Genomic DNA, 26,196 nt, shown 5'->3' on the forward strand with positions numbered 1-26,196 from the left:
CCACCCAAATCACTGTGGGAGTGGGCGGTGTATTGGGGATCGGTTACGTATCAAAGTGTGTACAGCCCCGCCTCTGACACAACAAACCTTCAAAGCCCCGCGCAAGGGACACATCGCAGATACACCCGCCTGATGAAATTCACCTGTCGATTGGCCAAGCCGATCCTTGCGCTAAGCGGGCCCACCGTTGCCCGACATCCCTGACTTGAAGGAGACCCTGTCCATGAGCACTTTGATTTCATCGGCCGTCAAAGGCCTGCACCTGAACCTTGACCGTGCCGGTAGCTGGATCGCGCCGCTGACGCTGCGGGTATTCCTCGCCTGGGAGTTCTTCGAATCGGGCCTGGAAAAATTCAATGGCGAGAACTGGTTTGCCGACATCCAGAACCGCTTCCCGTTTCCGTTCGACCACCTTCCGGCCACGCTGAACTGGGAGCTGTCGATGTGGGTGGAATTGATCTGCGCCCTCGCCCTGCTGGTGGGGCTGGCCACGCGGTTTTCGGCGATCAGCCTGATCGTCGTCACCGTTGTCGCGACCGCCGCCGTGCATTGGCCCGCCGACTGGTCGAGCTTGAGCGAACTGGCCCAGGGGTACTCCATCACCAATAAAGGCTACGGAAACTTCAAACTGCCGCTGATCTACCTCGCGGCTCTGGTGCCTCTGGTGCTCTCGGGTCCTGGAAAATTCAGCCTCGATGCATTGCTGGCGCGGTTCTTCTGGCGTCGCAGTCACGCCTGAATGCCGGCCTGACAGAACAGAACAAAGGCGGTGCGAATCCGATTCGCACCGCCTTTTTTTTATTTCGCTACATCAATCGATACGATCGTTGCCGCCGCGCCCTCCTGTTGAAACTTGAAGTTCACTTGATCCCCCACTTTTACCGTTGCCAATTGCGCCTCCGTCGCCTGGAACCCCATCGTCATCGGTGGCCATTGCAGTGCAGGCACCGCCCCATGGGCGATGATGACCTTGTGCCGGGCACTGTCGATCGCCTTGATCGCTCCCGAGGCACTGGCTACGGGCGAGGCTGCCGGCTGCTTCATGGGCGTGCCCTCCATGGCGTCGGCACCCATCTTCATACCGGGCATTTCTTCTGCACGGGCAAAAAATGACAGTGCCACCAGCGTGCCTGTTACCGCGATTCGAGTCAGTTTCATTGGATGTTTCCTTATGGACATGAGGTGGGTTGGGATAACGGGCGACGGCGCATCAGGCGATACGCCGCCGGAATGACAAACAGCGAGAGCAGCGGCGCGGTGATCATGCCGCCGACCATGGGCGCAGCGATACGGCTCATGACTTCGCTGCCGGTGCCGCTGCCCAGCAGGATCGGCAACAGGCCGGCAATGATCACGGCGACCGTCATGGCTTTGGGGCGGACGCGTTGCACGGCGCCTTCGCGAATTGCCGCCATCAAGCCGTACTCGGTGCAATCACCCGCATCGATTCGCTCGGCCCAGGCGTTTTTCAGATACAGCAGCATGATCACGCCAAACTCGGCGGACACACCCGCCAACGCGATGAACCCGACGCCCGTGGCGACTGACAGGTTGTAGCCCAGCCAATAGAGGAGCCACACGCCACCGACGAGGGCCAAAGGCAGCGTCGCCATGATCAACAAGGCTTCGTCAAACCGGGCGAATGTCAGATAGAGCAGGACAAAGATGATCAGCAACGTGGCAGGCACCACCTGCTTGAGGCGCGCATTGGCCCGTTCCAGAAACTCGAACTGGCCGGAGTAGCTCAGGCTCATGCCGGGCTGCAGTTTGACCTGTTCGCTGACCACTCGGCGCAAATCGGCCACCACCGATGCGATGTCCCGTCCCCGAACGTCGATGTACACCCATCCGGACGGCCGCGCATTTTCGCTTTTGAGCATCGGTGGCCCCTCGGTGACCTTGACCTTCGCCACCGTGCCGAGCGTGATCTGACTTCCCAGCGGTGTGTAGATCGGCAACTGCTCCAAAGCGCCAAGGGAATCGCGCCACTCTCGCGGATAACGCACATTGATCGGGAACCGTGCCCGGCCCTCGATGGTTTCCCCGACGTTTTCCCCGCCGATGGCGCCGGCCACGATCGACTGCACATCTGCGATATTGAGCCCGTAGCGGGCCGCCGCCTGACGGTCGATGTCCACATCGATGTAGCGCCCTCCGGTCAAGCGTTCGGCCAGCGCCGAGCTGACACCGGCTACACCTTTGGCCGCGTGCTCAATGCCCTGGGTGACGGCATCGATCTGCGCCAGATCGTTCCCGGCCACCTTCACCCCGATCGGACTTTTGATGCCCGTGGCGAGCATGTCGATGCGGTTGCGGATCGGCGGAATCCAGATGTTGGTCAACCCCGGTATCCGGACCACCCGGTCCAGTTCTTCCACGAGTTTTTCCGGGGTCATGCCTGGGCGCCATTGCTCACGGGGCTTGAACTGGAGGGTGGTTTCAAACATCTCCAGCGGTGCCGGGTCGGTCGCGGTTTCGGCACGGCCGGCCTTGCCGAAAACGTGTTCGACTTCCGGCACCGTTTTGATCAGGCGATCGGTCTGCTGCAGCAACTGCGCCGCTTTCTGCGCCGACAACCCCGGCAATGCCGAGGGCATGTAGAGCAAATCGCCTTCGTCCAGTGGTGGTAGAAACTCACCCCCCAACCGCGACATCGGCCACCACGCGCTGGCAAACACCAGCAGTGCTGCCAACAGGGTGATTTTCGGCCGCCGCAACACGGCGTCCAGCACCGGTTGATAGAGCCGGATCAACCCGCGGTTCAACGGGTTCTGTCGTTCATCGGGAATCCTGCCGCGAATCCAGTAGCCCATCAGCACCGGCACCAGCGTCACCGACAATCCGGCCGCAGCGGCCATGGCATAGGTTTTGGTGAAGGCCAGGGGACCGAACAACCGACCTTCCTGCGCCTCGAGGGTAAACACCGGAATGAACGACAGCGTAATGATCAACAGACAGAAGAACAGCGCCGGCCCCACCTCCACCGCCGCGTCGATCATGACTTGCCAGTGCTTTTCACCTTTGAGCACTTCCCCGGGATGCGCGGCGTGCCAGGCCTCGATTTTCTTGTGCGCGTTTTCGATCATCACCACGGCGGCATCGACCATCGCGCCGATCGCAATCGCGATCCCGCCCAAGGACATGATATTGGCGTTGATCCCTTGATGACGCATGACGATAAAGGCGATCAGGACCCCGACCGGCAGCGAGATGATCGCCACCAGCGCCGAACGCAGGTGCCAGAGGAATATCCCGCAGACCAGCGCGACCACAATGAACTCTTCGATCAATTTGTGGCTGAGGTTTTCCACCGCACGATCGATCAATTTGCCGCGATCGTAAGTGGTGACAATCTCCACGCCGGCCGGCAGGCTGCTTTTGAGTTCATCGAGTCGGGCTTTCACCGCGGCGATGGTTTCCCGGGCATTCTTGCCGCTGCGCAGGATCACCACGCCGCCCACGGCCTCGCCTTCGCCGTCAAGTTCAGCGAGACCGCGGCGCATCTCCGGTCCCTGTTGAATCGTCGCCACGTCGCCGAGGGTGACGGGCACGCCGCCGACGCCCAGCTTGAGCGGGATGGCGCGCAAGTCATCAAGGTTCTTCAAGTAGCCGGAAGCCCGCACAATGAACTCGGTTTCGGCCATTTCCAGCACGGCGCCACCGGCTTCCTGATTGGCCTTGCCAATCGCGTCAATGACCTGTGCCTGGGTGATACCCAGACTGGCCAGTTTCAGCGGATCCGGTTGAACCTGATACTGCTTGACCATTCCCCCGACCGTGGCCACTTCCGCCACGTTGGGCAGTGTCTTGAATTCGAATTTGAGGAACCAGTCCTGCAAGGCACGCAGTTGCGCCAGGTCATGCTGGCCACTGCGATCCACCAGCGCGTACTGGAAAATCCAGCCGACGCCAGTGGCATCGGGCCCCAATGCCGGTTTGGCACTGGCCGGCAAGCGACTTTGAACCTGACTCAGGTATTCCAGCACCCGCGAACGCGCCCAATACAGATCGGTGCCGTCCTCGAACAGTACGTACACAAAGCTGTCACCGAAGAAGGAGTAGCCACGCACGGTTTTCGCACCGGGCACCGACAACAGGGTGGTCGCCAAGGGGTAGGTCACCTGGTTTTCGACAATCTGCGGTGCCTGGCCGGCATAAGGCGTGCGGATGATCACTTGCACGTCGGACAGGTCCGGCAGCGCATCGACCGGCGTCCCCTGGACCGACCAGATACCCCAGGCCGTGACGAACAACGTCGCCAGCAGCACCAGAAAGCGATTACCCACGGACCAGCGAATCAATGCGGCAATCATGGCTGGCCTCCGGCAGTTTCCGCGGGCTGGGCCACGATACCTTTGAGACTGGCTTCGGAATCGAGCAGAAACTGCCCCGACGTGACCACTTGCTGGCCCTCCTGCAACCCCTTGAGGACTACGGTCTGCCCGGCGTTTTCCGCCCCGGCCTGCACCTCGACCGGGCGGTAGCGCCCGCCTCCTTCGGCCACCATCACCAGTACGCGCTTGCCGGTGCGGATCAAGGCTTCACTCGGCACCTGCAGCACGTTTTGTCCCGCACCGCTGTTCAGCCGCACCTGTGCCGTAAGGCCGGGACGCAGGCGCCCATCGGGATTGGGCAGTTCAACCCGCACACTGACCGTTCGGCTGTCGGCATTGGTCTGCGGCAGGATCGCACTGATCGTGCCTTGCAGAACGGCGTCCGGCACCGTCGCCAGCCTGGCCTCGACGGTTTGCCCGAGCCGGATCGACCCGGCGACCGCTTCCGGCACCGCCACCACCAGCCAGACGCTGGCCAGCCCATTGATCCGGGCCAGGGTCTCACCGGCGGCCAGGGTCATGCCCGCCCGCACATTCAAGGTTTGCAAGGCGCCGGCAATCGGTGTGGTGAGGGTCTGTGTGAGCTGCACCTTGCCACTGCGTTCAACCTGGGCGATCAAGTCCTGGGGCATCCCCGTCAATCGCAGGCGTTGGCGCGCTGCCGCCAGCAATCCGGCATCGCCCATGCGTTTGAGGGCCAGAAACTCTTCCTGGGCCGCCGCCCATTCGGGTACCAGAATGTCCGCCAGGGGTGCACCAGCCTTCAGTACATCATCCGGTGCACGGGAATAGACCCGCTCGACGAAACCGGCCGTTCGAGCCTGTATCTGCGCCACATCCCGTTCGTTGAAAGCCAGCACGCCCACCGCGTCGAGGCTCGAGACCCAGGGGCCGCGCGTGACCGTTGCCACCCTCAAGCCGATGTTCTGCGTCATACCCGGATCGATCTGAACCGTCGCGGGTTCTGCCGCTCCGTCGGCATAACGCGGCACCAGTTCCATCTCCATGAAAGGCGACTTGCCGGGTTTGTCGAACTTCTGCTGCGGGACCATCGGGTCGTACCAGTACAGAACCTTGCGCTCATCCTTTGGCTGACTGCCTTGATCGACGGGTAGCGGGCTGCGAGCCAGCCAATAGCCGCCGAGACCGCCCAGCCCGATCAGGCAAGCGACCGATAACACACGTTGAACAACGTTCATTGGCCAGCCTCCCCGTAAGCGAAATACAGCCGGGCGCTGGTCAACGCTTTCTGTTCGTCAATGTCGATCTGTTTCAAACGCACTTCGATCCATTCGCGCCTGGCGGCGACGACTGCCGACAAATCACTTTTGCCCGCGCGGTAACTGGCCAGGGTCAACTCGGTTTTTTCCCTGGCGAGCGGCAAGAGACTCTCTTGAGTGCGGCGCGCCGCACGGTCCAGGCGCTGGTAGTCGGCCAATTGCGCTTCCAGTTGCTCGGTGTGTTCACGCACCAGTGCGTCGCGTTCGGCCTCCAGTTGATTCAGCTCGGCACGCCTGGCGGCGATCTTCGGGTTTTGCCGGGTCTCGGGGAACAATGGCAGGTCGAAGGTGAACTGCACGCTGACCATGTCGCCAAATTCACGCCCGCGCTTCTGGTAATCGAGCTCCCAACTCCAGTCGGATTTTTTATCAGCCTCGGCTTCACGGATTCTGGCCTGGGCTTCACGGGTCATGGGTGCAATCGCCGCCAGCTGCGGATGATGCTCGAGCGAGTGGAGGTAACCCGGCCTGTCGATGGGCCATTGCGGCCAATTGCCGTCGGGTTGTGCATTGGCGGCCGGGCCGATCCAGCGCTTGAGTGCCGCACGGGCCTGGGCGCGTTGCTGGATCAATTGGTCTTGCTGCTCGTCCAGTTGCGCCACTTCCTGCTTCGGTGTGACGGCGTCGGCGGGCTGGGCGCGACCGCTGGCGATCTGTGCGCGAACGGTCTCGGCCAGCAATCTGTTCTCGCGGTAAAACTCCTGGAACAGCGCCTGCTTGAGTGCCACCGCATAGCTGGCAATCCAGGCCAGCGCCGTGGATTGCCGCACATTCAATCGCTCGATACGACCTTGGGCGGCGGCCACCTCGACGGCGGCATCGGCCACGGCGGTTCGCGCCTGGCGTTTGTCGCCGTTGGACATTTCCTGCATGACGCCGACCATCTGCATGGTCATGAAATCGTGATCGAGGGTCCCACGATCGGGACCGCCCACCGGAAAGTTCTGTACGCCCAACAAGAGCTTGGGGTCGGGCAATTCACCCGCCGGGATCGCGGCGCTCCTGGCCGCCTGGAGTTTGTTCGCCTGGGCAATCAACGACGGTGCATTGTCATCCGCCAGGCGCAAGGCTTCATCAAGGGTCAACGGGGCAGCAACGCACGGCAAGGCCAGTACGCTTGCCACCAGGGCAGCCGCCAGCGGCCACCCCGTGCGAAAGCACGTGGAGTTCATGGAAGAAATTCCTGTAGTGATCCACTGCGCGCTTTTAAAAGCGCACAGCAACGCCATTGCGCGCAGGCGCAACGGAGCTCAATGTGGAACAGGAATCAGGCGCGGGGGGGTCGCCATACCCCGGACGGGGTCGGGACGGGCAGCACGTCGACGAACAATGCACTGACGACAGGACTGAACAGGGTGACGGGAGGTTTGACGATGGAGACCTGCAACATGCCGCCGGTCTTGCATTCCTGACCGGGCTTGCAGGGCTTGCCGTGGTCTGGCGCTGTGCTCATGTCCTGGCAGCAGTCCATGCCCATATCGCCCATCATCGACATGCCCATGGTTTTCATCGGGCAAGGATCTGCGGGTGCCTGAACGCCCGCCATCGCGCTGAAGGGAAGCGCGAGGCTGATCAGGAAGACGAGGCAAAACCGCAGATAACGTTTCATGGAGCAGGAGTCTAGCTGCGAGTAATGTTTCCTACAATTGCGATTGTGCAAAACAGGACCCGACACCGCATCGGCACTCAAGACAACCTTCAAGCGAACAAGAAACCTGTGGCGAGGGGATTCATCCCCGTTGGGTCGCGAAGCGGCCCCCTGCGTCCGTTTAGAAAGACGAGCTTGTTCGGATTTACGACTGCCGCAGTCGAACGGGGATAAATCCCCTCGCCACAGGTTTCCTGCTCGACTTCATTAAGCGAACGGCATTACGCCCTGACTTCTTCCATAACCGCCACTTCACCCAGCTTCGAATGCGCACTGCGCTCGTGCACATGGGAATGTGGCGTACGGTCGATCAACAGGCTCAGCAGTTCCGGGCGGCTGTAGTGGCCGCTCGAGTCCATCATGCGTTTGCGCTTGTCGATCAGCCCCATGTCGAGGTCGACGATCACCTCGCCCTCGCCTTCGGTCAACGCGCCGAGCACCACGCCGTCGGGGCCGATGATCGCGGTGTAGCAGCCGCCGGAGATCGGGCCGATCGGGCAACCGGTGTCGGCCATGATCTGCGCCTGTTGTTCGGGGTTGAGCCACGCGGTGGAGTTGACCACGAAGCAGGCCGCTTCCAGCGCATGCTGGCGGATATTGACTTCCATCTGCGAGGCGAACAGCGGGCCGGCGAACGAACCGGGGTACATCGCGGCGTGGATCTGTTCGCCATCGGCCATCAAGGCGTAACGGGCCAGCGGGTTGTAATGCTCCCAGCACGCCAGCTGACCGATGCGCCCTACCGCACTGTCGACGGCGCGCAGGCCCGAGCCGTCGCCCATGCCCCAGATCATGCGCTCGTGATAGGTCGGGGTGATCTTGCGGCGACGCTGAATCAGGGTGCCATCGGCGTCGAACAGCAGCTGCGTGTTGTACAGCGTGCCGCCATCGCGTTCATTGACGCCGATGGACACCACCATGCCGGCCTCCCGGGCGGCGGCACCGATGGCGTCGGTGGCGGCCGACGGCACGGTGACGGCCTGCTCCAGCAGTTTGAGATGCTCCGCCGCCATTTCGAACGGTGCCTGGACGAAGGAGAAATACGGGTAGTACGGGACGATGGTTTCCGGGAACACGGCGAACTGCACGCCCTGTTCCCCGAGTTCGAGGATCTTCTCCACGACTTTGTTCACGGTGCCTTCACGGCTATAGAGCACGGGGCTGATCTGGACGGCGGCGGCTTTAACGAGGGTCATGATGGCGATCTCATTCAAGGAGTGGGCTTTGGTGAGATCAAGATTACGATAATAATATTAAGGCTCAAATGTCGTATATACCACCTTTTAGGACATTGCGGCATGACTTACCGGCGATAGCGTCTTCAATGCCGCCATCGCGAGCAAGCTTTGCTCCTACAGATCGTGTTATCCGTCTCGATTGGCGCGCTGAATCACTTGCGGAGGTTGGCCGAACGCCCGGATAAACGCCCGGCGCATGCGTTCGCGATCACCAAAACCGCTGTCCGTCGCCACTACGTCTATGGAATGCCGACCGGTTTCCATCATCAGCCGGGCAGACTCCACCCGCAGGCGTTCGATGGCCTTGGCTGGCGATTGACCGGTTTCGGCATGAAACACCCGGCTGAATTGGCGAGGGCTAAGGTTGGCGGCATTGGCCAACTCCTCCACCGACAGCGCGGACTTGAGGTTTTGCCTGGCATAGGTCAACGCGGCCTGGACGCGGTCGGTCTTGGGTTGCAGTTCCAGCATCACCGAAAACTGCGACTGCCCGCCGGCCCGGCGGTGGTACACCACCAGTTGCCGCGCCACCCGCCGCGCGACGTCGGCGCCCAGATCCATTTCCACCAGGGCCAGCGCCAGATCGACGCAGGCACTCATGCCGGCGGCAGTCCAAATGTGGCCATCGTTGATGAAGATGCGGTCCTCCTCGACCTTGACCTTCGGGTAGGTCCGTTGCAGCGAAGCGGCATGGCACCAGTGAGTGGTCGCCCTTCGGCCATCGAGCAATCCCGCCTCGGCCAGGGCGATGGCGCCGGTGCAGATCGAGCCCAGGCGTCGTGTGCTCTGGCCGGCTCGACGCAAAAACGCCACCAGACCCGCTGACACCGGGCGGATGACGTTATCGCCCATCACCAACAGCGTGTCGAACGGGCGCGAATCGAATGCCGTGGTTTCTACGGCGAATCCGGCGGAGGTCGCCACCAGGCCTCCGGTTTCGGAAAGCAGATGGAGACTGTACACCGGCTCATCGGCGGCGCTGTTGGCCAGCTCGAAGGTGGCGCACATGGCCAGGCCGAGGACCTGGAAACCGGGGTAAACGATGAGGCCGATGGGGTGCATGGAGAGTGACCTGAAATGACCGTAAAAATGGCATAACCAAATATTAGGTCAGGCGTGGCGTCAGGTCATAGAGTTCAACGTTGACTGCCAAATCGTCATCGCTGGCAAGCCAGCTCCCACAGTGGGCTGGTTTCGTTCACACATTCTGCGTTTGACATCGATGCGAAGTTCTAGCTACTTGGCATCCCCGCCTTGGGGTTTGTAAAACTTGAACAAACCGATTTCCGCAGTTTTGACGTACTCCTTGGCCCACTCCGGCTTCACCGTGCGGTCATGGAAATACAGTGCTCCCCCGGTGCGATCCGGCAGTTGCTTGTTCAGCGCCTTGCGCGCGATTTCCTTGGCCATTGCATAAGGCACCTCCTCCTGCACCGAGTCGGATTTGCCGTCACACCACCAGGAAAACTGGCAACTCTTGGTTTCCGAGCCCTGCTTGACCACACGGCACACGGTATCCGGGAATCCCTCGTGGCCGAGGCGGTTCATCACCACATTGGCCACGGCCTCCATGTCGGCGGAGTCCTTGCCCTTGGCCTCCCAGTAGATCGAGCGGGCCAGGCAAGTGATGGCGTCGTCCATCGGCGCGGTGCCGGCGGGGTCGACGGCCTGGACTTCGGACTGGGTAATGGCTTCGGATTTGGGCGCCGGCGCGGGGCTGCTGTCTTCCGCCGCCTTTTTCTCCAGCACCTGGGCCTTGTCTTCGGCCACTTTTTGTTTTTGCTCCTGATCCGCAGCGAATGTCGGAGCGGCTAGCATTGACAATGCAAGACAGACAGCTATCCAGTCGAGGCGCATGGTCGGAATGACTCAGGTGGAGTGATCGCTTTAGTGTAGTAGTGAAATGATTGCACACGCGTCCCGAAATTCTGGAAAATCCGCTGCCTTAACAAGAACAACTTCTAGCATCATGGGCGCAGTCAGCCAAAGGGGATCTCCATGCGCTTCACACCGTCCGCCATGCGCTTTGCCGGTTTATCACTCGGTTTACTGTTCGCTGCCAACGCCATGGCAAGCGACGAATCGCAACTGATCGAATCGATCAACCTCTACCGCAGCCAGTTGCAGCGGTGTGGCGGTCAGGTCTCATCGGAACTGCCACCACTGGCCGCCGATCCGCGACTGGTGCTGACGGCCCCCAGCATCGGCAATCTGCAACAGGCCATGGCCACCGCCGGTTACCCGATGAAAAACGTGCAGGCGATCAGCCTGTCCGGCCCCCGTGATGCGCCGTCGGCGATGAAGGCAATCCAGGAAAGTTTTTGCCAGATCGTGCTGGACCCGCAATTCGTCGATATCGGCGTCAGCCGCCAGGACCGCGAATGGCGCATCGTGGTCGCCCGCCCCCTGTTGAGCGCGCGCTTGGGTGATTGGCAGACTGAGGGTCAGAAGCTGCTGATCGAACTCAACGTCGCCCGCAGCCGACCACGCCAATGCGGCGCACAATCCTTCGCCGCCACCACGCCACTGACCTGGAACGCCACCCTGGCCACCGCCGCCGAAACCCAGTCGCGCAGCATGGCCAACAACAACTACTTCGATCATAAGGACCGCGACGGCCGCACGCCGGGTGACCGGGCGGAACTGGCCGGCTACGACTTCCAGCAGATCGGCGAAATCATCGCCGCCGGGCAGGACAGCGTGCGCAAGGTGGTCGACGGCTGGCTGACCAGCCCCGGCCACTGCGCGAACCTGATGAACCCGCAGTTCCGTGATATGGGTGCGGCGTATGCGGTGGATCCGAAGAGCGATGCGGGGATTTACTGGACGGTGATGTTTGGGGCGCAATAGCCCAATACCGGTGCCCCCTGTAGGAGCGAGCTTGCTCGCGATGGACGTCAACGATAACGCGTGCCCCCGGGATGATCGCGTTGTCCAGACGTTTTTCGCGAGCAAGCTCGCTCTTACAGGGGCGGCTCTGTCAGTGGCTGCTCATCCCCGCCGCATGCATCAGCATCCGCAATGCACCCGCCACCACACCCAACGCAACCACACTGCCCAACCAGATCACCACCAGCCACCCAAGGCGCTTGTACCAACGCCCGGGTGCCGGTTGCCGCGTATCAATGGTAGCCATCGCCAATCCTCACTTTGCCGCGGAATACGTAGTAGCTCCAGACCGTGTACATCAGGATGATCGGCAGGATGAACAGCGCGCCGATCAGGATGAACAACTGGCTGGTCGCCGGCGATGCCGCGGCCCACAGGCTGACGGACGGCGGTACGATGTTTGGCCAGAGGCTGAAGGCCAGGCCGATGTAGCCCAGAAATACCAGCATCAAGGTGAAGGCGAACGGCCAATGGGTGTGGCGTTGACGCAGGGTCTTGAGCAAGCCGAACAGCGCCAGCAAGGCCAGCAGCGCCAATGTGCCGAACACCGCCAGGTGCGCATGGCCGAACCAACGCGTGGCGATTTCCGGGTGCAGGATGGGTGTCCAGACGCAGATCACGCCGATCACCGCCAGCAACAGCCAGGCCAGGGGACGGGTGAACAGGCGCATCCGCGATTCCAGCATGCCTTCGGTCTTGACCAGCAACCAGGTACTGCCCAACAACGCGTAGGCGACGATCAGCCCGACACCGCAGAACAATGGAAACGGCGCCAGCCAGTCCAGCGAACCACCGGCGAACTGCCGGTCGATCACCGGAATGCCGGCAATGTAAGTGCCGATCACCACACCCTGGGAGAACGTCGCCAGCAGCGAGCCGCCGATGAACGCCATGTCCCAGATGTGGCGTTTTTCCGGGCTGGCCTTGAAGCGAAACTCGAAGGCCACGCCACGGAAAATCAGGCCGCACAACATCAGGATCAACGGCAGGTACAACGCTTCGAGAATCACCGAATAAGCCAGCGGAAACGCGCCATACAGCGCCGCGCCACCCAGCACCAGCCAGGTCTCGTTGCCGTCCCAGACCGGTGCCACGGTGTTCATCATCACATCACGTTCCCTGGCATCCGGGATCAATGGAAACAGGATGCCCAGCCCCAGATCGAAGCCGTCCATGATCACGTACATCATCACGCCGAAGGCGATGATCACGCCCCAGATCAGCGATAAATCGATACCTTGAATACCCATGTCTCAATTCCCCTTGTTCAATTAACGCTGGCGTCGGCGTTGAGGATTTCGGCGTCCGCCGACAGGGGCCGGCGCGGCGTAATCACCTGATCGGAATGAACCGTCGGCGAATGCTCGTGATGGGGTTTCGGGCCTTTAGCGACCAGTTTCATCATGTAGCCGATACCCAGCGTGAACACCGAGAAATAGATCACCACGAACAGCGCCAACGAGATGCTCAGTTGCGTGACGCTGTGGTTGGACGCGGCATTCACGGTGCGTTGCAGGCCATACACCACCCACGGCTGACGCCCGACTTCGGTGGTGATCCAGCCGGCCAGCATCGCGATCAGGCCGCTGGGCCCCATCCACAACATCAGGCGCAGGAACCAACGGTTGCGGTAGATCGCGCCGCTGCGACGCAAGGCCAGGCCCAGCACGCCGGCCAGCACCATCAACATGCCCAGCCCCGCCATGACCCGGAAGCTCCAGAAGATGATGGTCGCGTTGGGCCGGTCTTCTTTCGGGAAGCTTTTGAGCGCCGGGATTTGTTTATCGAGGCTGTGGGTCAGGATCAGGCTGCCCAGGTACGGAATCTCGATGGCATATTTGGTTTTCTCGGCCTGCATGTCGGGAATACCGAACAGCACCAGCGGTGTCGCTTCGTTGCCGTGGTTTTCCCAGTGCCCTTCGATGGCGGCGATCTTCGCCGGTTGGTGCTCCAGGGTATTCAGGCCATGAGCGTCGCCGACCACCGCCTGGATCGGGCAGACGATCAAGGCCATCCACAACGCCATCGACAGCATCTTGCGTACTTGCCGGGTGTCGTTGCCGCGCAGCAGATGCCAGGCCGCTGACGAGCCGACAAAAAACGCGGTGGCCACGAACGCGGCAATCGCCATGTGTGCCAGGCGGTACGGGAACGAGGGGTTGAACACGATCGCCAGCCAATCCAGCGGCATGACCCGGCCATCGACGATCTCGAAGCCCTGGGGCGTTTGCATCCAGCTGTTGGAGGCCAGAATCCAGAAGGTCGAAATCAAGGTGCCGATGGCGACCATGACCGTCGAGAAAAAATGCAGCCCGCGCCCTACCCGGTTCCAGCCAAACAGCATGACCCCGAGGAATCCGGCTTCGAGGAAGAACGCGGTGAGCACTTCATAGGTCAGCAACGGTCCGGTGATGCTGCCGGCGAAGTCGGAAAAACGGCTCCAGTTGGTGCCGAATTCGTAGGCCATGACCAGCCCTGAAACCACACCCATGCCGAAGTTGACGGCGAAAATCTTCGACCAGAAATGGTAGAGATCACGGTAGGTGTCGTTGCGGGTTTTCAGCCAGAGTCCTTCAAGCACCGCCAGGAAACTGGCCAGCCCGATGGTGATGGCGGGAAAAATAATGTGGAACGAAACCGTGAACGCGAATTGCATCCGCGCCAGGTCCAATGCCTGCAGGTTAAACATGTCGGAATCCTCATCGCGGATCTTAAACTGTAGGAGCGAGCCTGCTCGCGATTGCGGGGCATCAGGCGCCATTGATGTTGAATGTGCCGACGTCATCGCGAGCAGGCTCGCTCCTACAAAGTCTTGGGGGACCGGCGCTACGCAGCCGAGGTCGAAATCAGGCTGCTTGTTTTCGCTTGCTCTAGCCGGATGGCGACAAACTTGGAGGTCGGTGTGTAGGTGCGATCACCGTAACTTTCCAGCGGCACCAGCGGATTGGTCTCCGGGTAGTACGCGGCGGCCTGCCCGGCCGGAATGTCGTAGGCGATCAGGGTGAAACCGCTGACCCGACGCTCGCGGTCGTCGTCCCACAACGCCACCAGATCAACTTTTTGCCCCGGTTCGAAACCGAGCCGGCGGATGTCCTGCTCGTTGGCGAACACCACATCGCGCATGCCGTAGACCCCGCGATAACGATCGTCCAGACCGTACAGCGTGGTGTTGTACTGATCGTGGGAGCGCATGGTCTGCAAGATCAGATGGGGCTTGACCGCCAGGTTGCGCACGCCTTCGCTGATCAGGTGCTCGGGCAACACACTCGGGGTGAATTGCGCCTTGCCGCTCGCGGTTTTCCAGATGCGGTCCGCCGCGTTGTTGCCCATGTGGAAACCGCCCGGGTGCAGCAACTTCCGGTTGAAGTCTTCGAAGCCGGGAATGGTGTCGGCAATCAGGTTGCGGATACGCCCGTAGTCGCCGATGGCCCAGTTCCAATCGATCGGGTGATTGCCCAAGGTCGCGGCGGCGATGCCGGCGATGATCGCCGGCTCGGAACGCAGGTGCTTCGATTTGGGTTTCAACTGACCATGGGAGATGTGGATCATGCTGAACGTGTCTTCCACGGTGACGCCCTGCGGACCTTCGGCCTGCATGTCGATGTCGGTACGGCCCAGGCACGGCAGGATCAGCGCTTCGCGGCCGGTCACCAGGTGGCTGCGATTGAGCTTGGTGGCGATGTGCACGGTCAGCTCGCAGTTGCGCAGTGCAGCGTGGGTGCGCGGGGTGTCAGGGGTGGCCTGGGCGAAGTTGCCACCCAGACCGATGAACACCTTCGCACGCCCCTGCTCCATCGCCGAAATCGCCATCACCGTGTTGTGGCCATGTTCCCGTGGGGGCTTGAAGGAGAAGCGTTTTTCAAGGGCATCGAGCAACTCGGTGGGCGCCAGCTCGTTGATGCCCATGGTCCGGTCGCCTTGCACGTTGCTGTGACCACGCACCGGTGACAGGCCGGCACCGGGACGACCGACATTGCCGCGCAGCAGCATCAGGTTGATGACTTCCTGCAACGTCGGCACCGAGTGTGTGTGCTGGGTCAGGCCCATCGCCCAGCACATGATCACGCGCTTGGCCCGGGCGTACATGCGCGCGGCCAGTTCGATGTCGGCCAGAGTCATGCCGGACTGCTGCTCGATATGCTCCCAGGCGGTGGCATCGACTTGCGCCAGGTAGGCATCCATTCCCGAGGTGTGTTCGGCGATGAACTCATGGTCGAACACCGGCTCGCCACCGGTGGCCTGGGCTTCGCGCTCCCACTGCAGAAGGAACTTGGCCATGCCGCGCATGATTGCCATGTCCCCGCCCAGGGCCGGGCGGAAATAGGCGGTATTGGTGGGCTCGGAACCGTTGAGCAGCATCTCGATGGGGTGCTGCGGGTGCTGGAAACGCTCCAGTCCACGCTCTTTGAGCGGGTTGATGCAAATCACCTGCGCCCCGCGCTTGACCGCTTCGCGCAGCGGTTCGAGCATCCGTGGATGGTTGGTGCCAGGGTTCTGCCCGATGACGAAAATCGCGTCGGCGTGCTCCAGATCATCGAACACCACCGTGCCTTTGCCCACACCCAGGCTTTCGATCATCGCGACGGCGCTGGCTTCGTGGCACATGTTGGAGCAGTCAGGAAAATTGTTGGTGCCATAGGCCCGAACGAACAACTGGTAGAGAAACGCGGCCTCATTGCTGGCCCGGCCCGAGGTGTAGAACTCGGCCTGGTTCGGCGACTCCAGCGCATTGAGATGCCTGGCGATCAACGCGAAGGCTTCATCCCAGGTGGTTTCCACGTAACGGTCAGTAGTGGCGTCGTAGCGCATGGGATGGGTCAGCCGGCCTTGATACTCCAGCCAGTAATCACTTTGTTCCGACAGGGTCGCGACGCTGTATTTATTGAAAAAGGCCGGATTGACCAAGCGGCCGGTGGCTTCCCAGTTGACGGCCTTGGCGCCGTTTTCACAGAACTTGACCATACCGTTTTCCGGCGACTCGCCCCAGGCGCAGCCCGGGCAGTCGAAGCCGCCGTTCTGGTTGGTCTTGAGCATCGCACGGATGTTCTTCAGGGCGTTTTCACTGCCCAACCAGTTCTTGGTCACTGCGATCAGCGCGCCCCAACCAGCGGCGGCACCTTTGTAGGGTTTATAACGGTCGACTTGAGACATGCTGCTTCTCCGTGACGATGCACACAGGCTTGGACCCGATTCAGGTCATTGATCGGTTGACGGAGAAAGCATATGAATGGCGGCTAAATTCTGTCTAATCGCTATTTACGACCATGTGATCGAGGATATTTATCATTGTTTTTTATCGTTATTATTCAAATAGTTACGAAACTTAAACAGTTTTTTAGGCAGCAACTAAATCCATCATAGATGCACTCGATCAATCGGTTATTAATAGTGATTGGACGACCTCACAAGTTGCACTTAGCCTGCGCTCAACAAACCCATAATCAATGAAATCCCTGTAGGAGCGAGCCCTGCTCGCGATGGACTCAAGAGCGCCGCGTGTACCCGGTAAGCACGCGTCATCGTTAACGACCATCGCGAGCAGGGCTCGCTCCTACAAGGGACCACACAGGCTTAAGCGAGGTTGTCATGTCGGAACAAGTCTTGATCGATGGGTTCGCCAGGCGCGTGGACTACCTGCGGATGTCGGTCACCGATCGCTGCGATTTCCGTTGCGTGTATTGCATGGCTGAAGACATGCAATTTCTGCCACGCCAACGGGTGCTGACCCTGGAAGAGATCTACCAGGTGGCGCAAAGCTTCGTCGCGCTGGGCACCCGCAAGATTCGCCTGACCGGGGGCGAACCGCTGATCCGTCCGGGGGTGGTGCAACTGTGCGAGAAGATCGCCGCCCTGCCTGGCCTGCGCGAACTGTGCATGACCACCAACGGCTCGCAGCTGGCCAGGCTTGCGCAGCCCCTGTTCGACGCCGGAGTCAAGCGTCTGAACATCAGCCTCGACTGCCTGGACCCGCAACGCTTTCGCGAACTGACCCGCACCGGTGATCTGGCACAGGTCATCAAAGGCATCGACGCTGCCAACCAGGCCGGTTTCCGCAACACCAAGCTCAACTGCGTGGTGATGAAGGGCCGCAACGATCACGAGATCAACGACCTGGTGAGCTTCGCCATCGACCGTAACCTCGACATCTCCTTCATCGAAGAAATGCCCTTGGGCACCATCCATGAACACAGCCGCGCGGAGTCGTTTTATTCCAGTGCCCAGGTCCGTGAGCGAATTGCCGAACGCTACACTTTGATTGATTCCGCCGAGTCGACCCAGGGTCCTTCGCGCTACTGGCGGCTGGCCGAGGCGCCGCAGATACGCCTGGGGTTCATTTCACCCCACAGTCACAACTTTTGCGGCACCTGCAATCGGGTGCGGCTGACCGTGGAAGGTCGTCTGTTGCTGTGCCTGGGCAACGAGCATTCCGTTGATCTGAAGGCGGTTTTGCGCAGCCATCCCGGTCAGCCCGAACGCCTGGAACAAGCCATTATCGAGGCGATGAAACTCAAGCCTTATCGGCATAATTTTCAAGTGAACGACGATGTCCAGGTCGTTCGCTTCATGAACATGACAGGCGGCTGAAACCATGATCGTCAGACCCAAACCCAACCTGATCGGCGTGCTGACTTCGCTCAAGGGCTCGATCGCCAAACGTATTGCCAGGCGCAGCCTGATGGTGACCTTGCTCGCTTCGGCCATCGTGCTCATCGAAACCTTGCACCCAAGCTACTTTTCCAAGGTCAGCGCCACGCCGTTCACCTTGCTCGGTTTGTCGTTGTCGATCTTCATGAGCTTTCGCAACAACGCCTGCTATGACCGCTGGTATGAAGCACGCAAGGCGTGGGGCGATGTGATTGTCGAGATCCGTTCGATGATTCGCGAAACCCAGGTCATCAAGGACGCGAGTGAACGACACGCCATCCTCAGCAACCTGTGCGGTTTCGCCCATGCGCTCAACGCCCGGTTGCGCAAGGAAAACGAACTGGCTGCCAGCGGTGACTGGTTGCAGCCATTACCCAAAAGCAGCGCAATGGACATCAGCGGACAAGTGCTGCTGCAGGTCGGTCAACAGTGCTCGGCACTCAACGAGTCCGGGACGATCAGCGAATGGCGCTACACGCTCATGGCCAACCATCTGACCGGCCTGACCCATGCCCAGGCAGTCTGCGAACGGATCAAAAATACCCCGCTACCCTTCCCTTACACCTTGTTGCTGCACCGGACCATTTACCTGTTCTGCATCCTGTTGCCGTTCGCCATGGCCGAACCCCTGGGCTGGCTGACGCCGGTGTTCACCGCGATTGTCAGCTACACCTTCTTCGGTCTCGATGCGATCGCCGATGAACTCGAAGACCCCTTCGGCCGCGACGAAAACGACCTGCCCACGGACGCTATCGTGCGCAACATCGAGCGCGATGTCCTGGAGGCATTGGGCGTGACGGAACTGCCTCCGCAACTGGAGCCGGTGGATTTCGTACTGAACTGACACTCTCAAGAACAACACAATCCCTGTGGGAGCGGGTTTACCCGCGATGGCGTCAGGTCGGTCGACATCCATGCTGGATGGGCTGGCCTCATCGCGGGCAAGCCCGCTCCCACAGGTTTTTGTGCCGATGGCGATGTTTGTGGACGACACAAACCCTTGTGGGAGCGTGCGATGCGGCNNGGTCGCCGCATCGCACGCTCCTACAGGGGATTTGCACGGTGTCAGAACAACGCGCTGAACGGGATAAACCGAGCCGTTTCGCCGGCCTGCAATGTGCGGCCTTCAAGCACCTCCACCAACCCATCAGCCCAGGATGCACCCAGCAATACGCCTGAGCTCTGGTTCGGATAGAGAACCGCCCGGCCGTATTCCAGCTTGGCCCGCAGGTATTCCCGTCGACTTCCCGGTTTAGGCCAGGCAAAGCCGACGGTGACGGCAAAGCTCAAGGGCTCGACGTCTTCGACACCCTGGATCCGCAACAGATAAACCCGGGCCAACAAGCCAAAGGTCACCAGTGCCGAGGTCGGATTACCCGGCAGGCCAATCACCGGCACCTTACCGAACTGGCCGACGGTGAGGGGTTTTCCGGGTTTGATCGAGAGTTTCCACAGCAGTGGCTGGCCGCATTCGCGCAACACCTGGCCGAGGCAATCGGCGTCACCGGCGGACACCCCACCGGTGGTCAGGATCAGGTCCGTCCCGTGCTGCAATTGGTCGAGCCTGAGCCGCGTCTGCCGTGCATCGTCAGGAAGAACACCCGCATCAATGACCTCGCAACCCAAGGCACTCAACCAGTGGTTCAACAAAGTGCGGTTGCTGTTGTAGAGGCTGCCGGGCCTGAGCGGTATGCCCGGTTCGACCAGTTCATTGCCAGTGGACAGCAATGCTACCCGTGGCCGACGCACCACCTGCACATGGGTGCAGCCTTGCGCCGCCGCGACTGCCAACTCGAATGGCCCCAGGCGTTTGCCAGCGTGCAGCAACACATCCCCGGCGCGGTTCTCCTGGCCTTGCGGGCGGATATTGCAGCCAGAGATGAAAGGCTGCTTGAAACGGATGCGCCCGTCGTCCTGCACTTCGGTGTTTTCCTGCATCTCCACAGCATTGGCCCCCTTGGGTACGGGAGCGCCGGTGAAGATTCGTGCGCACGTTCCTGGCGTCAGTGCTTCGGGAACTTGTCCGGCGAACACTTGCTGCGACACGGGCAGCGGCTGACCATCCCAACCCTCAAGATTGAGCGCATAACCGTCCATGGCGCTGTTCGGCCACGGCGGCAGGTCCAGGGTCGCCACCAGGTCATTGGCCAACACCCGTTGCCGGGCGACACTGAGCAGCACCGTTTCGCAGTCTTGCAAGCGCTGCGTTTCAGCCATTGCCAACAAGCGGCTGATGGCATCTTCCAACGGCAACAGCGGCAAGCCGCTCATCCCCGAGGCCCGCAAGCCTGCACAGGTTTCAGGTGCGGGACGAAATTGCACGGACGATGGCGGGCGTCCAGTTGCTCGGCAAGGATGCCTTCCCACGCGGTGCGGCAGGCACCGGTAGATCCGGGCAGGCAGCAGACCAGTGTGCCGTTGGCCAATCCGGCCAGGGCCCGGCTCTGCACAGTCGAGGTACCGATGTCGAGGATGGAGATCGCCCGGAACAACTCGCCAAAACCATCGATCTGTTTATCCAGCAAACAGGCCACTGCTTCGGGAGTACTGTCGCGTCCGGTGAAGCCGGTGCCGCCGGTGATCAGCACCACTTGAATGCCGTCATCGGCAATCCAGGTCGCCACCTGCGCGCGGATCTTGTACAGGTCATCCTTGAGCAGGTTGCGCTCGCGCAGGGTGTGACCGGCTTCCAGCAAGCGACTGACGAGCAGTTGCCCGGAAGTGTCATTGGCATATTCACGGGTATCACTCACCGTCAGCACGGCAATATTCAACGGTATAAACAATGCATCCGGTTTAACGCTCATGGGACTCTCCGGCTGATATCAATTAAATAACTTCCAGAGACTAAAGCGCAGAAACGAGCACTGTCTAATCACTCTAACCAACTGCACTATCGAGCCTGTCTATCACCTATTAACGGGATTAACAAAACCCTTGTAGGAGCGAGCCCGCTCGCGATGGTCGCTAACGATAACGCGTTAAATCAGATGCCCAGCGGCGCACTTGCGTTTTTCGCGAGCATTCGAGCGTCGACCGGCTGCTCCTACAGGTTTGTCGGATCTGTGATAGAGCCCATCGATAACCCTTTAAATAGCAGTGATTGGACGCCCGCCAACGACAATGAGATCGTCATCAGTGCAAATCTTGTGTCTTGCGCCCTCGCGTCAATACTTACCTCTCCATTTATCCATCAGCAGGTGCCGTCATGGACATCAAACAACTCAAGTTCCTGATCGCCCTGGAGCAGACCCGCCACTTCGGCCAGGCCGCCGCGCGCTGCCACATCACCCAGCCGACCCTGTCGATGCGCCTGCGCAATCTGGAGGATGAACTGGACCTGGAACTGGTTACCCGTGGCCAGCGTTTCGAAGGGTTCACCCAAGCCGGTGAACGTGTGTTGGCGTGGGCCAAAACCCTGCTGGCCGCCCACGACGGGCTGTTCGCCGAAGCCGCCGCGTGCCGTGGTCAATTGGTGGGTAACTTGCGCATGGGCCTGGTGCCGCTGAGCAGCTTCAACCCCGTCACCTACATCAAGGGCCTGTCCCAGCGCTTCCCGGAGCTAAAGTTCAGCCTCTCTTCCCTGAGTTCCGACCAGATCATCGAAAGCCTGGGCAATAACCAGCTGGACCTGGGCGTGTGCTACCTCGATCACGTCAACCCGAACTACTTCGAGTTTTTCGAGATCGGCGAGACCCGCGTCGGGCTGCTGTATGACACCCGGCACTTCCATTTCGAGGGCACGCAAATGAGCTGGGAAGACGCTGCCGAACTGCCGTTGGGGATGATCAGCAACGGCATGCACTACCGCAAATCCATTGACCTGAGTTTCCGCAGCCGTGGGCTCAACCCGCAGCCAATCCTGGAAAGCGACTCGACTTACCAATTGCTCCAGGCAATCCACGAAGGTTTTTGCTGCGCGATCATGCCGCTGAACAGCGGCCTGGAAGAGCCCATCGAACATCTGGCGTTCATCGACCTGCCGGATGCCAGTGTGCTCGCCCCCTTGGGGCTGGTCATGCGCAAGACCGAACCCCGCTCGGCGATTGCCGAGAAGTGTTTCGCCGAAGCGCGACTGTTATTTCCATCGAAGAACTGAACGCTAATTAATCGGAATAAAAATACAACGTTGAACGGAACGATAGACATCACCAATCGGCGCATCGGAACAAGCGATTGGACGCACTAAAAAGTTACCCGTAGCCTGAACTCAATTCAGCGCTTCGAGGTTCTTTACATGTTGTGCCAAGTTGAACAAAGCATTGATCGAAGCGACACCAACGCCCCCGCGCCAAGACCGTTGAATGTGAACTTTCGCGAATACGATAGCGGCGCGGCAGTGGGCCAGACGGCGCTGGCGGCGGAGATTGCCCTGGCGATCACTTACAACGGTTTAAGCCAGGCGGTGATGATGGTGTCGCCCGGCAACCTCGAAGACTTCATTCGCGGGTTCAGCGTCAGCAACGCCATCGTCCAGGACCAGAGCGAAATCTACGACCTGCGCCTGAGCCATTTTGACCAGGCGGTGCAAGCCGACGTGCAGATTTCCAGCCGCGCGTTCTGGGCCTTGAAGCACCATCGCCGGCAAATGGCCGGCACCAGTGGCTGCGGACTGTGCGGTGTGGAAGCGTTGGAGCAGGCCTTGCCGAAACTGGACATTCTCGACCCGGTGGCCCTGCCCCCGGCACAACATTTCATCGGCATCCGCGAGCGAATTGAACAGGCGCAGCAGATGGCCCGCAGCAGCGGTGCACTGCATGCCGCGCTGTACTTCGATAGCCAAGGTTCAGCGCTGATCTGCCGCGAAGACATCGGTCGCCACAATGCGCTGGATAAATTGATCGGCGCCCTGCAGCACGCCGGCATCGACAGCCGCTGCGGTTTCACGGTGGTGACCAGTCGCTGCAGCCTGGAACTGATTCACAAAGCGGTCAGGGCGAAACTCGGCACGCTGGTCAGCTTGTCCGCGCCCACCGCACTGACCGTGCAATGGGCGATCAAGCATCGCCTCAACCTGATCCACGTGCCCCATCGCAACGCGCCTCGCCTCTACAGCCCGGCTTGACGCCGACCAATGATCATCGCGCTGACCGGCGCAGGAGTGACCCGTGACACCCCTTTCAGATTCCTTGCCCAATGGCTTGACCCACCTCGACAGCCAGGGCCGCGCCAACATGGTCGATGTCAGCGACAAGCGTTCGACCCTGCGCGAGGCCCAAGCCCAGGCCTGGGTACGCATGCGCCCCGAAACCTTGAGGCTGATCCAGAGCGATGGCCATCCCAAAGGCGATGTGTTCGCCGTGGCGCGGATCGCCGGGATCATGGCGGCGAAGAAAACCAGTGAGCTGATCCCGCTGTGCCACACCTTGCTGCTCAGCTCGATCAACGTCGAACTCAAGGCCTGCGCGCCGGACAGCGTAAAAATTGTCGGCACCTGCCGCGTCGAGGGCCAGACTGGCGTCGAGCTGGAAGCGCTGACCGCTGTCAGCGTCGCCGCGCTGACCCTTTATGACATGTGCAAGGCGGTGGATCGCGGCATGGTCATCGACGATGTCCGCTTGCTCAGCAAACACGGTGGCCGCTCGGGTCACTTCAAATACGAGGATGCCCAATGATCCTGATCAACTACTTCGCCCGCTACCGCGAACAGCTCGATCTGGGCGGTGAAAAACTGCCCCTGACCGCCGATCTCAAGACCATCGAAGACGTACGCCGACTGCTGATGGCTCGCGGTGAGACGTGGCGCGAAGTACTCGGCGAAAGCAACCTGATGTGCGCGTTGAACCAAGCGCTGTGTCAGACCGATCAGGTGATCGAAGATTTCGACGAGATCGCCTTCTTCCCGCCGGTCACCGGGGGCTGAACATGAGCGTTAGCGTCCAATACAAAGCGTTCGACATCGGCCAGTTGATCGACAGCCTGCGCACGAACGACCCGGGTATCGGCGCCGTGGTCAACTTTGTCGGCTACGTGCGTGACATCAACGACGGCCTGGAGGTCGCCGGTTTGTTCCTGGAGCACTACCCGGGCATGACCGAGCGCTCGCTGCAAACGATCATCGACAATGCCATGGCTCGATGGCCGCTGAAGAAGGTCGTGATCGTGCACCGGATCGGCCAGTTATCGATCAGTGAACCCATCGTGTTTGTTGGCGTCAGCAGCCAGCATCGCCATGCAGCTTTCGACGCTTGCGCGTACATCATGGACTTTCTGAAAACCGACGCGCCGTTCTGGAAGCGTGAAGACGGGCTCTCTGGCTCGCATTGGGTTGATGCCCGTGACAGCGACCGATCAGCGGTCCAGCGCTGGAGGGTGGCGGAGCAATAACCCATTTCCAGAATCCCGGCGTTGAAACAGACGTTTACAGGCGTCCCGTTCACCCCTAGTATCCAGTCACCCCCGGATGGCCTGTCATTGGCCACCGACGTTTTCCTTGCTGGAAAAGATTCATGAGCAAATTGCCGTCAGAGCAACACGTCTCGATTCAGGCCACCTCGCTGCTGGCCGCGGACGGCATTGCCCCATGAAACGCATCGTCAACCTGCCCATGGCCCTGCGCCGCTCAAAACTGCGTCACTCCGCACGTCCGCCGGATAGCACCCTGCTCGCCTGATCGCGTCCCCAACGCGTAGAGCCCTCCCTTTTTTCGCTATCGCTGCCAGCACCCACCGGACTTGTACCCGTCGTCGTGCCCTGGCCTGAATCCGTGCGCCTGCGTGGCGCCAACGTGAGTGACGAACAATGAAATTCGCAGCCCTTGAAGACGCCCGAACCTTTCTGGCGAACAATCCCGATATCGACATGATCGAGCTGTTCATTCTCGACGCCAACGGCGTGCCGCGCGGCAAGCTGTTGCACCGCGAAGAACTGTTGGCGGTGTATGAAAGCGGGCGTCCGCTGCCCAGCACCATCCTCGGCCTGACGGTACAGGGCGACGACGTCGAAAACTCCGGGCTGGTGTGGGATGTCGGTGACATCGACTGCCGCGCCTACCCGCTGGAAGGCAGCCTGGTGCGCTTGCCCTGGCGGCAGATTCCGACGGCGGCGGTGCAGGTCAGCATGCACCCGCAAGAAGGCATGCCCGCCAGCATCGCCGACCCGCGTCACCTGCTGATCAAGGTGATCGAGCGGCTGAAAGCCGAGGGCTACCACCCGGTGATGGCGTGCGAGCTGGAGTTCTATTTGCTCGACGCCAAGCGCGATCATCACGGCCGCCCGCAACCGGCGCTGGATGCCGACGGCGGCCGACCGAGGCACACCCAGGTCTATGGCCTGCGCGAACTGGAGCAGATCGAGCCGTTCCTCGCCGACCTCTATGCGGCCTGCAAACTCCACGACATTCCGGCGCGCACGGCGATTTCCGAATACGCCCCGGGTCAGGTGGAAATCACCCTGGAACACGGCGATGCCTTGCAGGCAATGGATCAGGCCGTGCGTTACAAGCGGCTGGTGAAAGCCATTGCGCACAAACACGGCATGCAGGCTACCTTCATGGCCAAACCCTTCGATCATCTGGCGGGCACCGGCATGCACATGCACGTCAGCATTGCCGATGCCGAGGGCCGCAACCTGTTCGCCTCCGAGGACCCGGCGGGCACGCCGCTGTTGCGCACGGCCATCGGCGGCATGCTCGCTTCCCTGCTCGATTCGCTGCTGCTGTTCTGCCCCAACGCCAACTCCTACCGGCGTTTCCAGGCCAACAGCTATGCGCCGCTGGCGCCGACCTGGGGCGTCGACAACCGCACCGTCAGCCTGCGGGTTCCCGGTGGCCCGGCCAACAGTCGACACATCGAACACCGCATTTGTGGCGCCGACGCCAACCCCTATCTGGCGGCGGCCGCGATTCTGGCCGGCATCCATCGCGGCATCAGCGAAAACCTCGATCCGGGCGAACCGGTTGAAGGCAACGGCTATGCACAAGCCACGCAACTGCTGCCGACCGACTGGCTGACGTCGCTGACGGCGCTGGAAAATTCGGGGTGGGCACGGGATGCATTGGGGCAGGAATTTCTTGGGGTGTATCTGGCGGTCAAGCGTGCCGAGTACCGGCAGTTCATGGCGCAAGTGGGTGAGCAGGATTGGCGTTGGTATCTGACTGAGGCGTGACGCGCCCGGTCATCCACCCCAAAACCTGTGGGAGCAAAGCTTGCTCGCGATGACGG

24 protein-coding genes are annotated in these 26,196 nt (G+C 60.9%); 10 read left to right on the top strand and 14 right to left on the bottom strand.

All coding sequences use genetic code 11. The features are described from left to right. The first annotated feature begins 223 nt into the window (after window positions 1–223). Entirely contained in the window at window positions 224–739 is a 516-nt protein-coding gene (locus GPL81_RS25845) for an HvfX family Cu-binding RiPP maturation protein (protein ID WP_096510819.1), read from the top strand. Window positions 740–798: 59 nt separating this feature from the next. On the opposite strand, the gene GPL81_RS25850 is transcribed toward GPL81_RS25845, so the two are convergent. The 8 genes from GPL81_RS25850 to GPL81_RS25885 form a co-directional block, all read right to left on the bottom strand. Continuing rightward, entirely contained in the window at window positions 799–1,158 is a 360-nt protein-coding gene (locus tag GPL81_RS25850; protein ID WP_160109017.1) for a copper-binding protein, read from the bottom strand. An 11-nt stretch (window positions 1,159–1,169) separates the two neighbouring features. Then, window positions 1,170–4,313: an efflux RND transporter permease subunit gene (locus GPL81_RS25855; RefSeq protein WP_160109018.1), complete on the bottom strand. Its 3,144-nt coding sequence runs from the start codon at window positions 4,311–4,313 to the stop codon at window positions 1,170–1,172. Next, window positions 4,310–5,533, bottom strand: coding sequence for an efflux RND transporter periplasmic adaptor subunit (locus tag GPL81_RS25860; protein WP_160109019.1), 1,224 nt, complete (start codon window positions 5,531–5,533; stop codon window positions 4,310–4,312). Before GPL81_RS25860 ends, GPL81_RS25855 begins: the two co-directional genes overlap by 4 nt. Then, window positions 5,530–6,786, bottom strand: a complete 1,257-nt coding sequence (locus tag GPL81_RS25865) for a TolC family protein (protein ID WP_160109020.1) — start codon at window positions 6,784–6,786, stop codon at window positions 5,530–5,532. Before GPL81_RS25865 ends, GPL81_RS25860 begins: the two co-directional genes overlap by 4 nt. Before the next feature lie 95 nt (window positions 6,787–6,881). Next, the gene (locus GPL81_RS25870) at window positions 6,882–7,223 is read right to left on the bottom strand and encodes a hypothetical protein (protein WP_096510811.1); all 342 of its coding nucleotides are present in this window, start codon (window positions 7,221–7,223) and stop codon (window positions 6,882–6,884) included. Between the two features lie 260 nt (window positions 7,224–7,483). Beyond that, window positions 7,484–8,458 (bottom strand): Nit6803 family nitrilase, encoded by a 975-nt coding sequence (locus GPL81_RS25875; protein ID WP_160109021.1) that lies wholly within the window; start codon window positions 8,456–8,458, stop codon window positions 7,484–7,486. Between the two features lie 168 nt (window positions 8,459–8,626). Beyond that, a complete protein-coding gene (locus GPL81_RS25880; protein WP_160109022.1) occupies window positions 8,627–9,562 on the bottom strand; it encodes a GlxA family transcriptional regulator in 936 nt (311 codons plus the stop codon). Between the two features lie 174 nt (window positions 9,563–9,736). Beyond that, the gene (locus GPL81_RS25885; protein ID WP_160109023.1) at window positions 9,737–10,357 is read right to left on the bottom strand and encodes a cell wall hydrolase; all 621 of its coding nucleotides are present in this window, start codon (window positions 10,355–10,357) and stop codon (window positions 9,737–9,739) included. A gap of 141 nt (window positions 10,358–10,498) precedes the next feature. Between GPL81_RS25885 and GPL81_RS25890 the strand changes: the two genes are divergently transcribed. Then, window positions 10,499–11,350, top strand: coding sequence for a CAP domain-containing protein (locus GPL81_RS25890; RefSeq protein ID WP_160109024.1), 852 nt, complete (start codon window positions 10,499–10,501; stop codon window positions 11,348–11,350). A 130-nt stretch (window positions 11,351–11,480) separates the two neighbouring features. Here GPL81_RS25890 and GPL81_RS25895 read toward each other — a convergent pair whose 3' ends face one another. The 4 genes from GPL81_RS25895 to GPL81_RS25910 all read right to left on the bottom strand — a co-directional run bounded on the left by GPL81_RS25895 (window position 11,481) and on the right by GPL81_RS25910 (window position 16,540). Then, entirely contained in the window at window positions 11,481–11,636 is a 156-nt protein-coding gene (locus GPL81_RS25895; protein ID WP_160109025.1) for a DUF2474 domain-containing protein, read from the bottom strand. Further along, window positions 11,623–12,639: a cytochrome d ubiquinol oxidase subunit II gene (gene cydB / locus GPL81_RS25900; RefSeq protein ID WP_096510799.1), complete on the bottom strand. Its 1,017-nt coding sequence runs from the start codon at window positions 12,637–12,639 to the stop codon at window positions 11,623–11,625. The genes GPL81_RS25895 and cydB overlap by 14 nt, the downstream gene beginning before the upstream one ends. A gap of 17 nt (window positions 12,640–12,656) precedes the next feature. After that, window positions 12,657–14,078 (bottom strand): cytochrome ubiquinol oxidase subunit I, encoded by a 1,422-nt coding sequence (locus GPL81_RS25905; RefSeq protein WP_160109026.1) that lies wholly within the window; start codon window positions 14,076–14,078, stop codon window positions 12,657–12,659. A gap of 137 nt (window positions 14,079–14,215) precedes the next feature. After that, the gene (locus GPL81_RS25910) at window positions 14,216–16,540 is read right to left on the bottom strand and encodes an FdhF/YdeP family oxidoreductase (RefSeq protein WP_160109027.1); all 2,325 of its coding nucleotides are present in this window, start codon (window positions 16,538–16,540) and stop codon (window positions 14,216–14,218) included. Window positions 16,541–16,975: 435 nt separating this feature from the next. Here GPL81_RS25910 and moaA point away from each other — a divergent pair, with 435 nt between their 5' ends. Continuing rightward, window positions 16,976–17,974, top strand: a complete 999-nt coding sequence (gene moaA, locus GPL81_RS25915; RefSeq protein WP_160109028.1) for a GTP 3',8-cyclase MoaA — start codon at window positions 16,976–16,978, stop codon at window positions 17,972–17,974. Window positions 17,975–17,978: 4 nt separating this feature from the next. Next, on the top strand, window positions 17,979–18,878 hold the full coding sequence (locus GPL81_RS25920) for a bestrophin family protein (RefSeq protein ID WP_160109029.1): 900 nt from the start codon (window positions 17,979–17,981) through the stop codon (window positions 18,876–18,878). A gap of 221 nt (window positions 18,879–19,099) precedes the next feature. Here the strand turns inward: GPL81_RS25920 and GPL81_RS25925 are convergent, their stop codons facing one another. After that, the gene (locus GPL81_RS25925) at window positions 19,100–20,305 is read right to left on the bottom strand and encodes a molybdopterin molybdotransferase MoeA (RefSeq protein WP_160109030.1); all 1,206 of its coding nucleotides are present in this window, start codon (window positions 20,303–20,305) and stop codon (window positions 19,100–19,102) included. Beyond that, on the bottom strand, window positions 20,302–20,841 hold the full coding sequence (gene moaB / locus GPL81_RS25930; protein WP_096510787.1) for a molybdenum cofactor biosynthesis protein B: 540 nt from the start codon (window positions 20,839–20,841) through the stop codon (window positions 20,302–20,304). Before moaB ends, GPL81_RS25925 begins: the two co-directional genes overlap by 4 nt. Window positions 20,842–21,242: 401 nt before the next feature. On the opposite strand from moaB, the gene GPL81_RS25935 reads away from it, so the two are divergent. The 6 genes from GPL81_RS25935 to GPL81_RS25960 all read left to right on the top strand — a co-directional run bounded on the left by GPL81_RS25935 (window position 21,243) and on the right by GPL81_RS25960 (window position 26,140). After that, entirely contained in the window at window positions 21,243–22,133 is an 891-nt protein-coding gene (locus tag GPL81_RS25935) for a LysR family transcriptional regulator (protein WP_096510785.1), read from the top strand. Between the two features lie 138 nt (window positions 22,134–22,271). Then, the gene (gene fdhD, locus GPL81_RS25940; RefSeq protein WP_160109031.1) at window positions 22,272–23,099 is read left to right on the top strand and encodes a formate dehydrogenase accessory sulfurtransferase FdhD; all 828 of its coding nucleotides are present in this window, start codon (window positions 22,272–22,274) and stop codon (window positions 23,097–23,099) included. Window positions 23,100–23,163: 64 nt separating this feature from the next. Further along, window positions 23,164–23,649, top strand: coding sequence for a cyclic pyranopterin monophosphate synthase MoaC (moaC, locus tag GPL81_RS25945; protein WP_160109051.1), 486 nt, complete (start codon window positions 23,164–23,166; stop codon window positions 23,647–23,649). Beyond that, a complete protein-coding gene (locus tag GPL81_RS25950) occupies window positions 23,646–23,897 on the top strand; it encodes a MoaD/ThiS family protein (RefSeq protein WP_160109032.1) in 252 nt (83 codons plus the stop codon). The genes moaC and GPL81_RS25950 overlap by 4 nt, the downstream gene beginning before the upstream one ends. A gap of 2 nt (window positions 23,898–23,899) precedes the next feature. Further along, complete coding sequence (gene moaE / locus GPL81_RS25955; RefSeq protein WP_160109033.1) at window positions 23,900–24,361, top strand: molybdopterin synthase catalytic subunit MoaE; 462 nt, start codon at window positions 23,900–23,902, stop codon at window positions 24,359–24,361. Between the two features lie 414 nt (window positions 24,362–24,775). Then, window positions 24,776–26,140 carry a glutamine synthetase family protein gene (locus tag GPL81_RS25960; RefSeq protein ID WP_160109034.1) on the top strand — a complete coding sequence of 455 codons (1,365 nt, stop codon included), beginning with the start codon at window positions 24,776–24,778 and terminating at the stop codon, window positions 26,138–26,140. Window positions 26,141–26,196 lie beyond the last annotated feature (56 nt).

The sequence above is a fragment of the Pseudomonas izuensis genome (genome assembly GCF_009861505.1).
GTDB classification, from domain to species: Bacteria; Pseudomonadota; Gammaproteobacteria; order Pseudomonadales; family Pseudomonadaceae; genus Aquipseudomonas; species Aquipseudomonas izuensis.

Excerpts from the sequence above, each read along its gene's own strand:
- GPL81_RS25845 (WP_096510819.1), top strand. The coding sequence starts at position 224 with ATGAGCACTTTGATTTCATCGGCCGTCAAAGGCCTGCACCTGAACCTT.
- GPL81_RS25850 (WP_160109017.1), bottom strand. The coding sequence starts at position 1,158 with ATGAAACTGACTCGAATCGCGGTAACAGGCACGCTGGTGGCACTGTCA.
- GPL81_RS25855 (WP_160109018.1), bottom strand. The coding sequence starts at position 4,313 with ATGATTGCCGCATTGATTCGCTGGTCCGTGGGTAATCGCTTTCTGGTG.
- GPL81_RS25860 (WP_160109019.1), bottom strand. The coding sequence starts at position 5,533 with ATGAACGTTGTTCAACGTGTGTTATCGGTCGCTTGCCTGATCGGGCTG.
- GPL81_RS25865 (WP_160109020.1), bottom strand. The coding sequence starts at position 6,786 with ATGAACTCCACGTGCTTTCGCACGGGGTGGCCGCTGGCGGCTGCCCTG.
- GPL81_RS25870 (WP_096510811.1), bottom strand. The coding sequence starts at position 7,223 with ATGAAACGTTATCTGCGGTTTTGCCTCGTCTTCCTGATCAGCCTCGCG.
- GPL81_RS25875 (WP_160109021.1), bottom strand. The coding sequence starts at position 8,458 with ATGACCCTCGTTAAAGCCGCCGCCGTCCAGATCAGCCCCGTGCTCTAT.
- GPL81_RS25880 (WP_160109022.1), bottom strand. The coding sequence starts at position 9,562 with ATGCACCCCATCGGCCTCATCGTTTACCCCGGTTTCCAGGTCCTCGGC.
- GPL81_RS25885 (WP_160109023.1), bottom strand. The coding sequence starts at position 10,357 with ATGCGCCTCGACTGGATAGCTGTCTGTCTTGCATTGTCAATGCTAGCC.
- GPL81_RS25890 (WP_160109024.1), top strand. The coding sequence starts at position 10,499 with ATGCGCTTCACACCGTCCGCCATGCGCTTTGCCGGTTTATCACTCGGT.
- GPL81_RS25895 (WP_160109025.1), bottom strand. The coding sequence starts at position 11,636 with ATGGCTACCATTGATACGCGGCAACCGGCACCCGGGCGTTGGTACAAG.
- cydB (WP_096510799.1), bottom strand. The coding sequence starts at position 12,639 with ATGGGTATTCAAGGTATCGATTTATCGCTGATCTGGGGCGTGATCATC.
- GPL81_RS25905 (WP_160109026.1), bottom strand. The coding sequence starts at position 14,078 with ATGTTTAACCTGCAGGCATTGGACCTGGCGCGGATGCAATTCGCGTTC.
- GPL81_RS25910 (WP_160109027.1), bottom strand. The coding sequence starts at position 16,540 with ATGTCTCAAGTCGACCGTTATAAACCCTACAAAGGTGCCGCCGCTGGT.
- moaA (WP_160109028.1), top strand. The coding sequence starts at position 16,976 with ATGTCGGAACAAGTCTTGATCGATGGGTTCGCCAGGCGCGTGGACTAC.
- GPL81_RS25920 (WP_160109029.1), top strand. The coding sequence starts at position 17,979 with ATGATCGTCAGACCCAAACCCAACCTGATCGGCGTGCTGACTTCGCTC.
- GPL81_RS25925 (WP_160109030.1), bottom strand. The coding sequence starts at position 20,305 with ATGAGCGGCTTGCCGCTGTTGCCGTTGGAAGATGCCATCAGCCGCTTG.
- moaB (WP_096510787.1), bottom strand. The coding sequence starts at position 20,841 with ATGAGCGTTAAACCGGATGCATTGTTTATACCGTTGAATATTGCCGTG.
- GPL81_RS25935 (WP_096510785.1), top strand. The coding sequence starts at position 21,243 with ATGGACATCAAACAACTCAAGTTCCTGATCGCCCTGGAGCAGACCCGC.
- fdhD (WP_160109031.1), top strand. The coding sequence starts at position 22,272 with ATGTTGTGCCAAGTTGAACAAAGCATTGATCGAAGCGACACCAACGCC.
- GPL81_RS25950 (WP_160109032.1), top strand. The coding sequence starts at position 23,646 with ATGATCCTGATCAACTACTTCGCCCGCTACCGCGAACAGCTCGATCTG.
- moaE (WP_160109033.1), top strand. The coding sequence starts at position 23,900 with ATGAGCGTTAGCGTCCAATACAAAGCGTTCGACATCGGCCAGTTGATC.
- GPL81_RS25960 (WP_160109034.1), top strand. The coding sequence starts at position 24,776 with ATGAAATTCGCAGCCCTTGAAGACGCCCGAACCTTTCTGGCGAACAAT.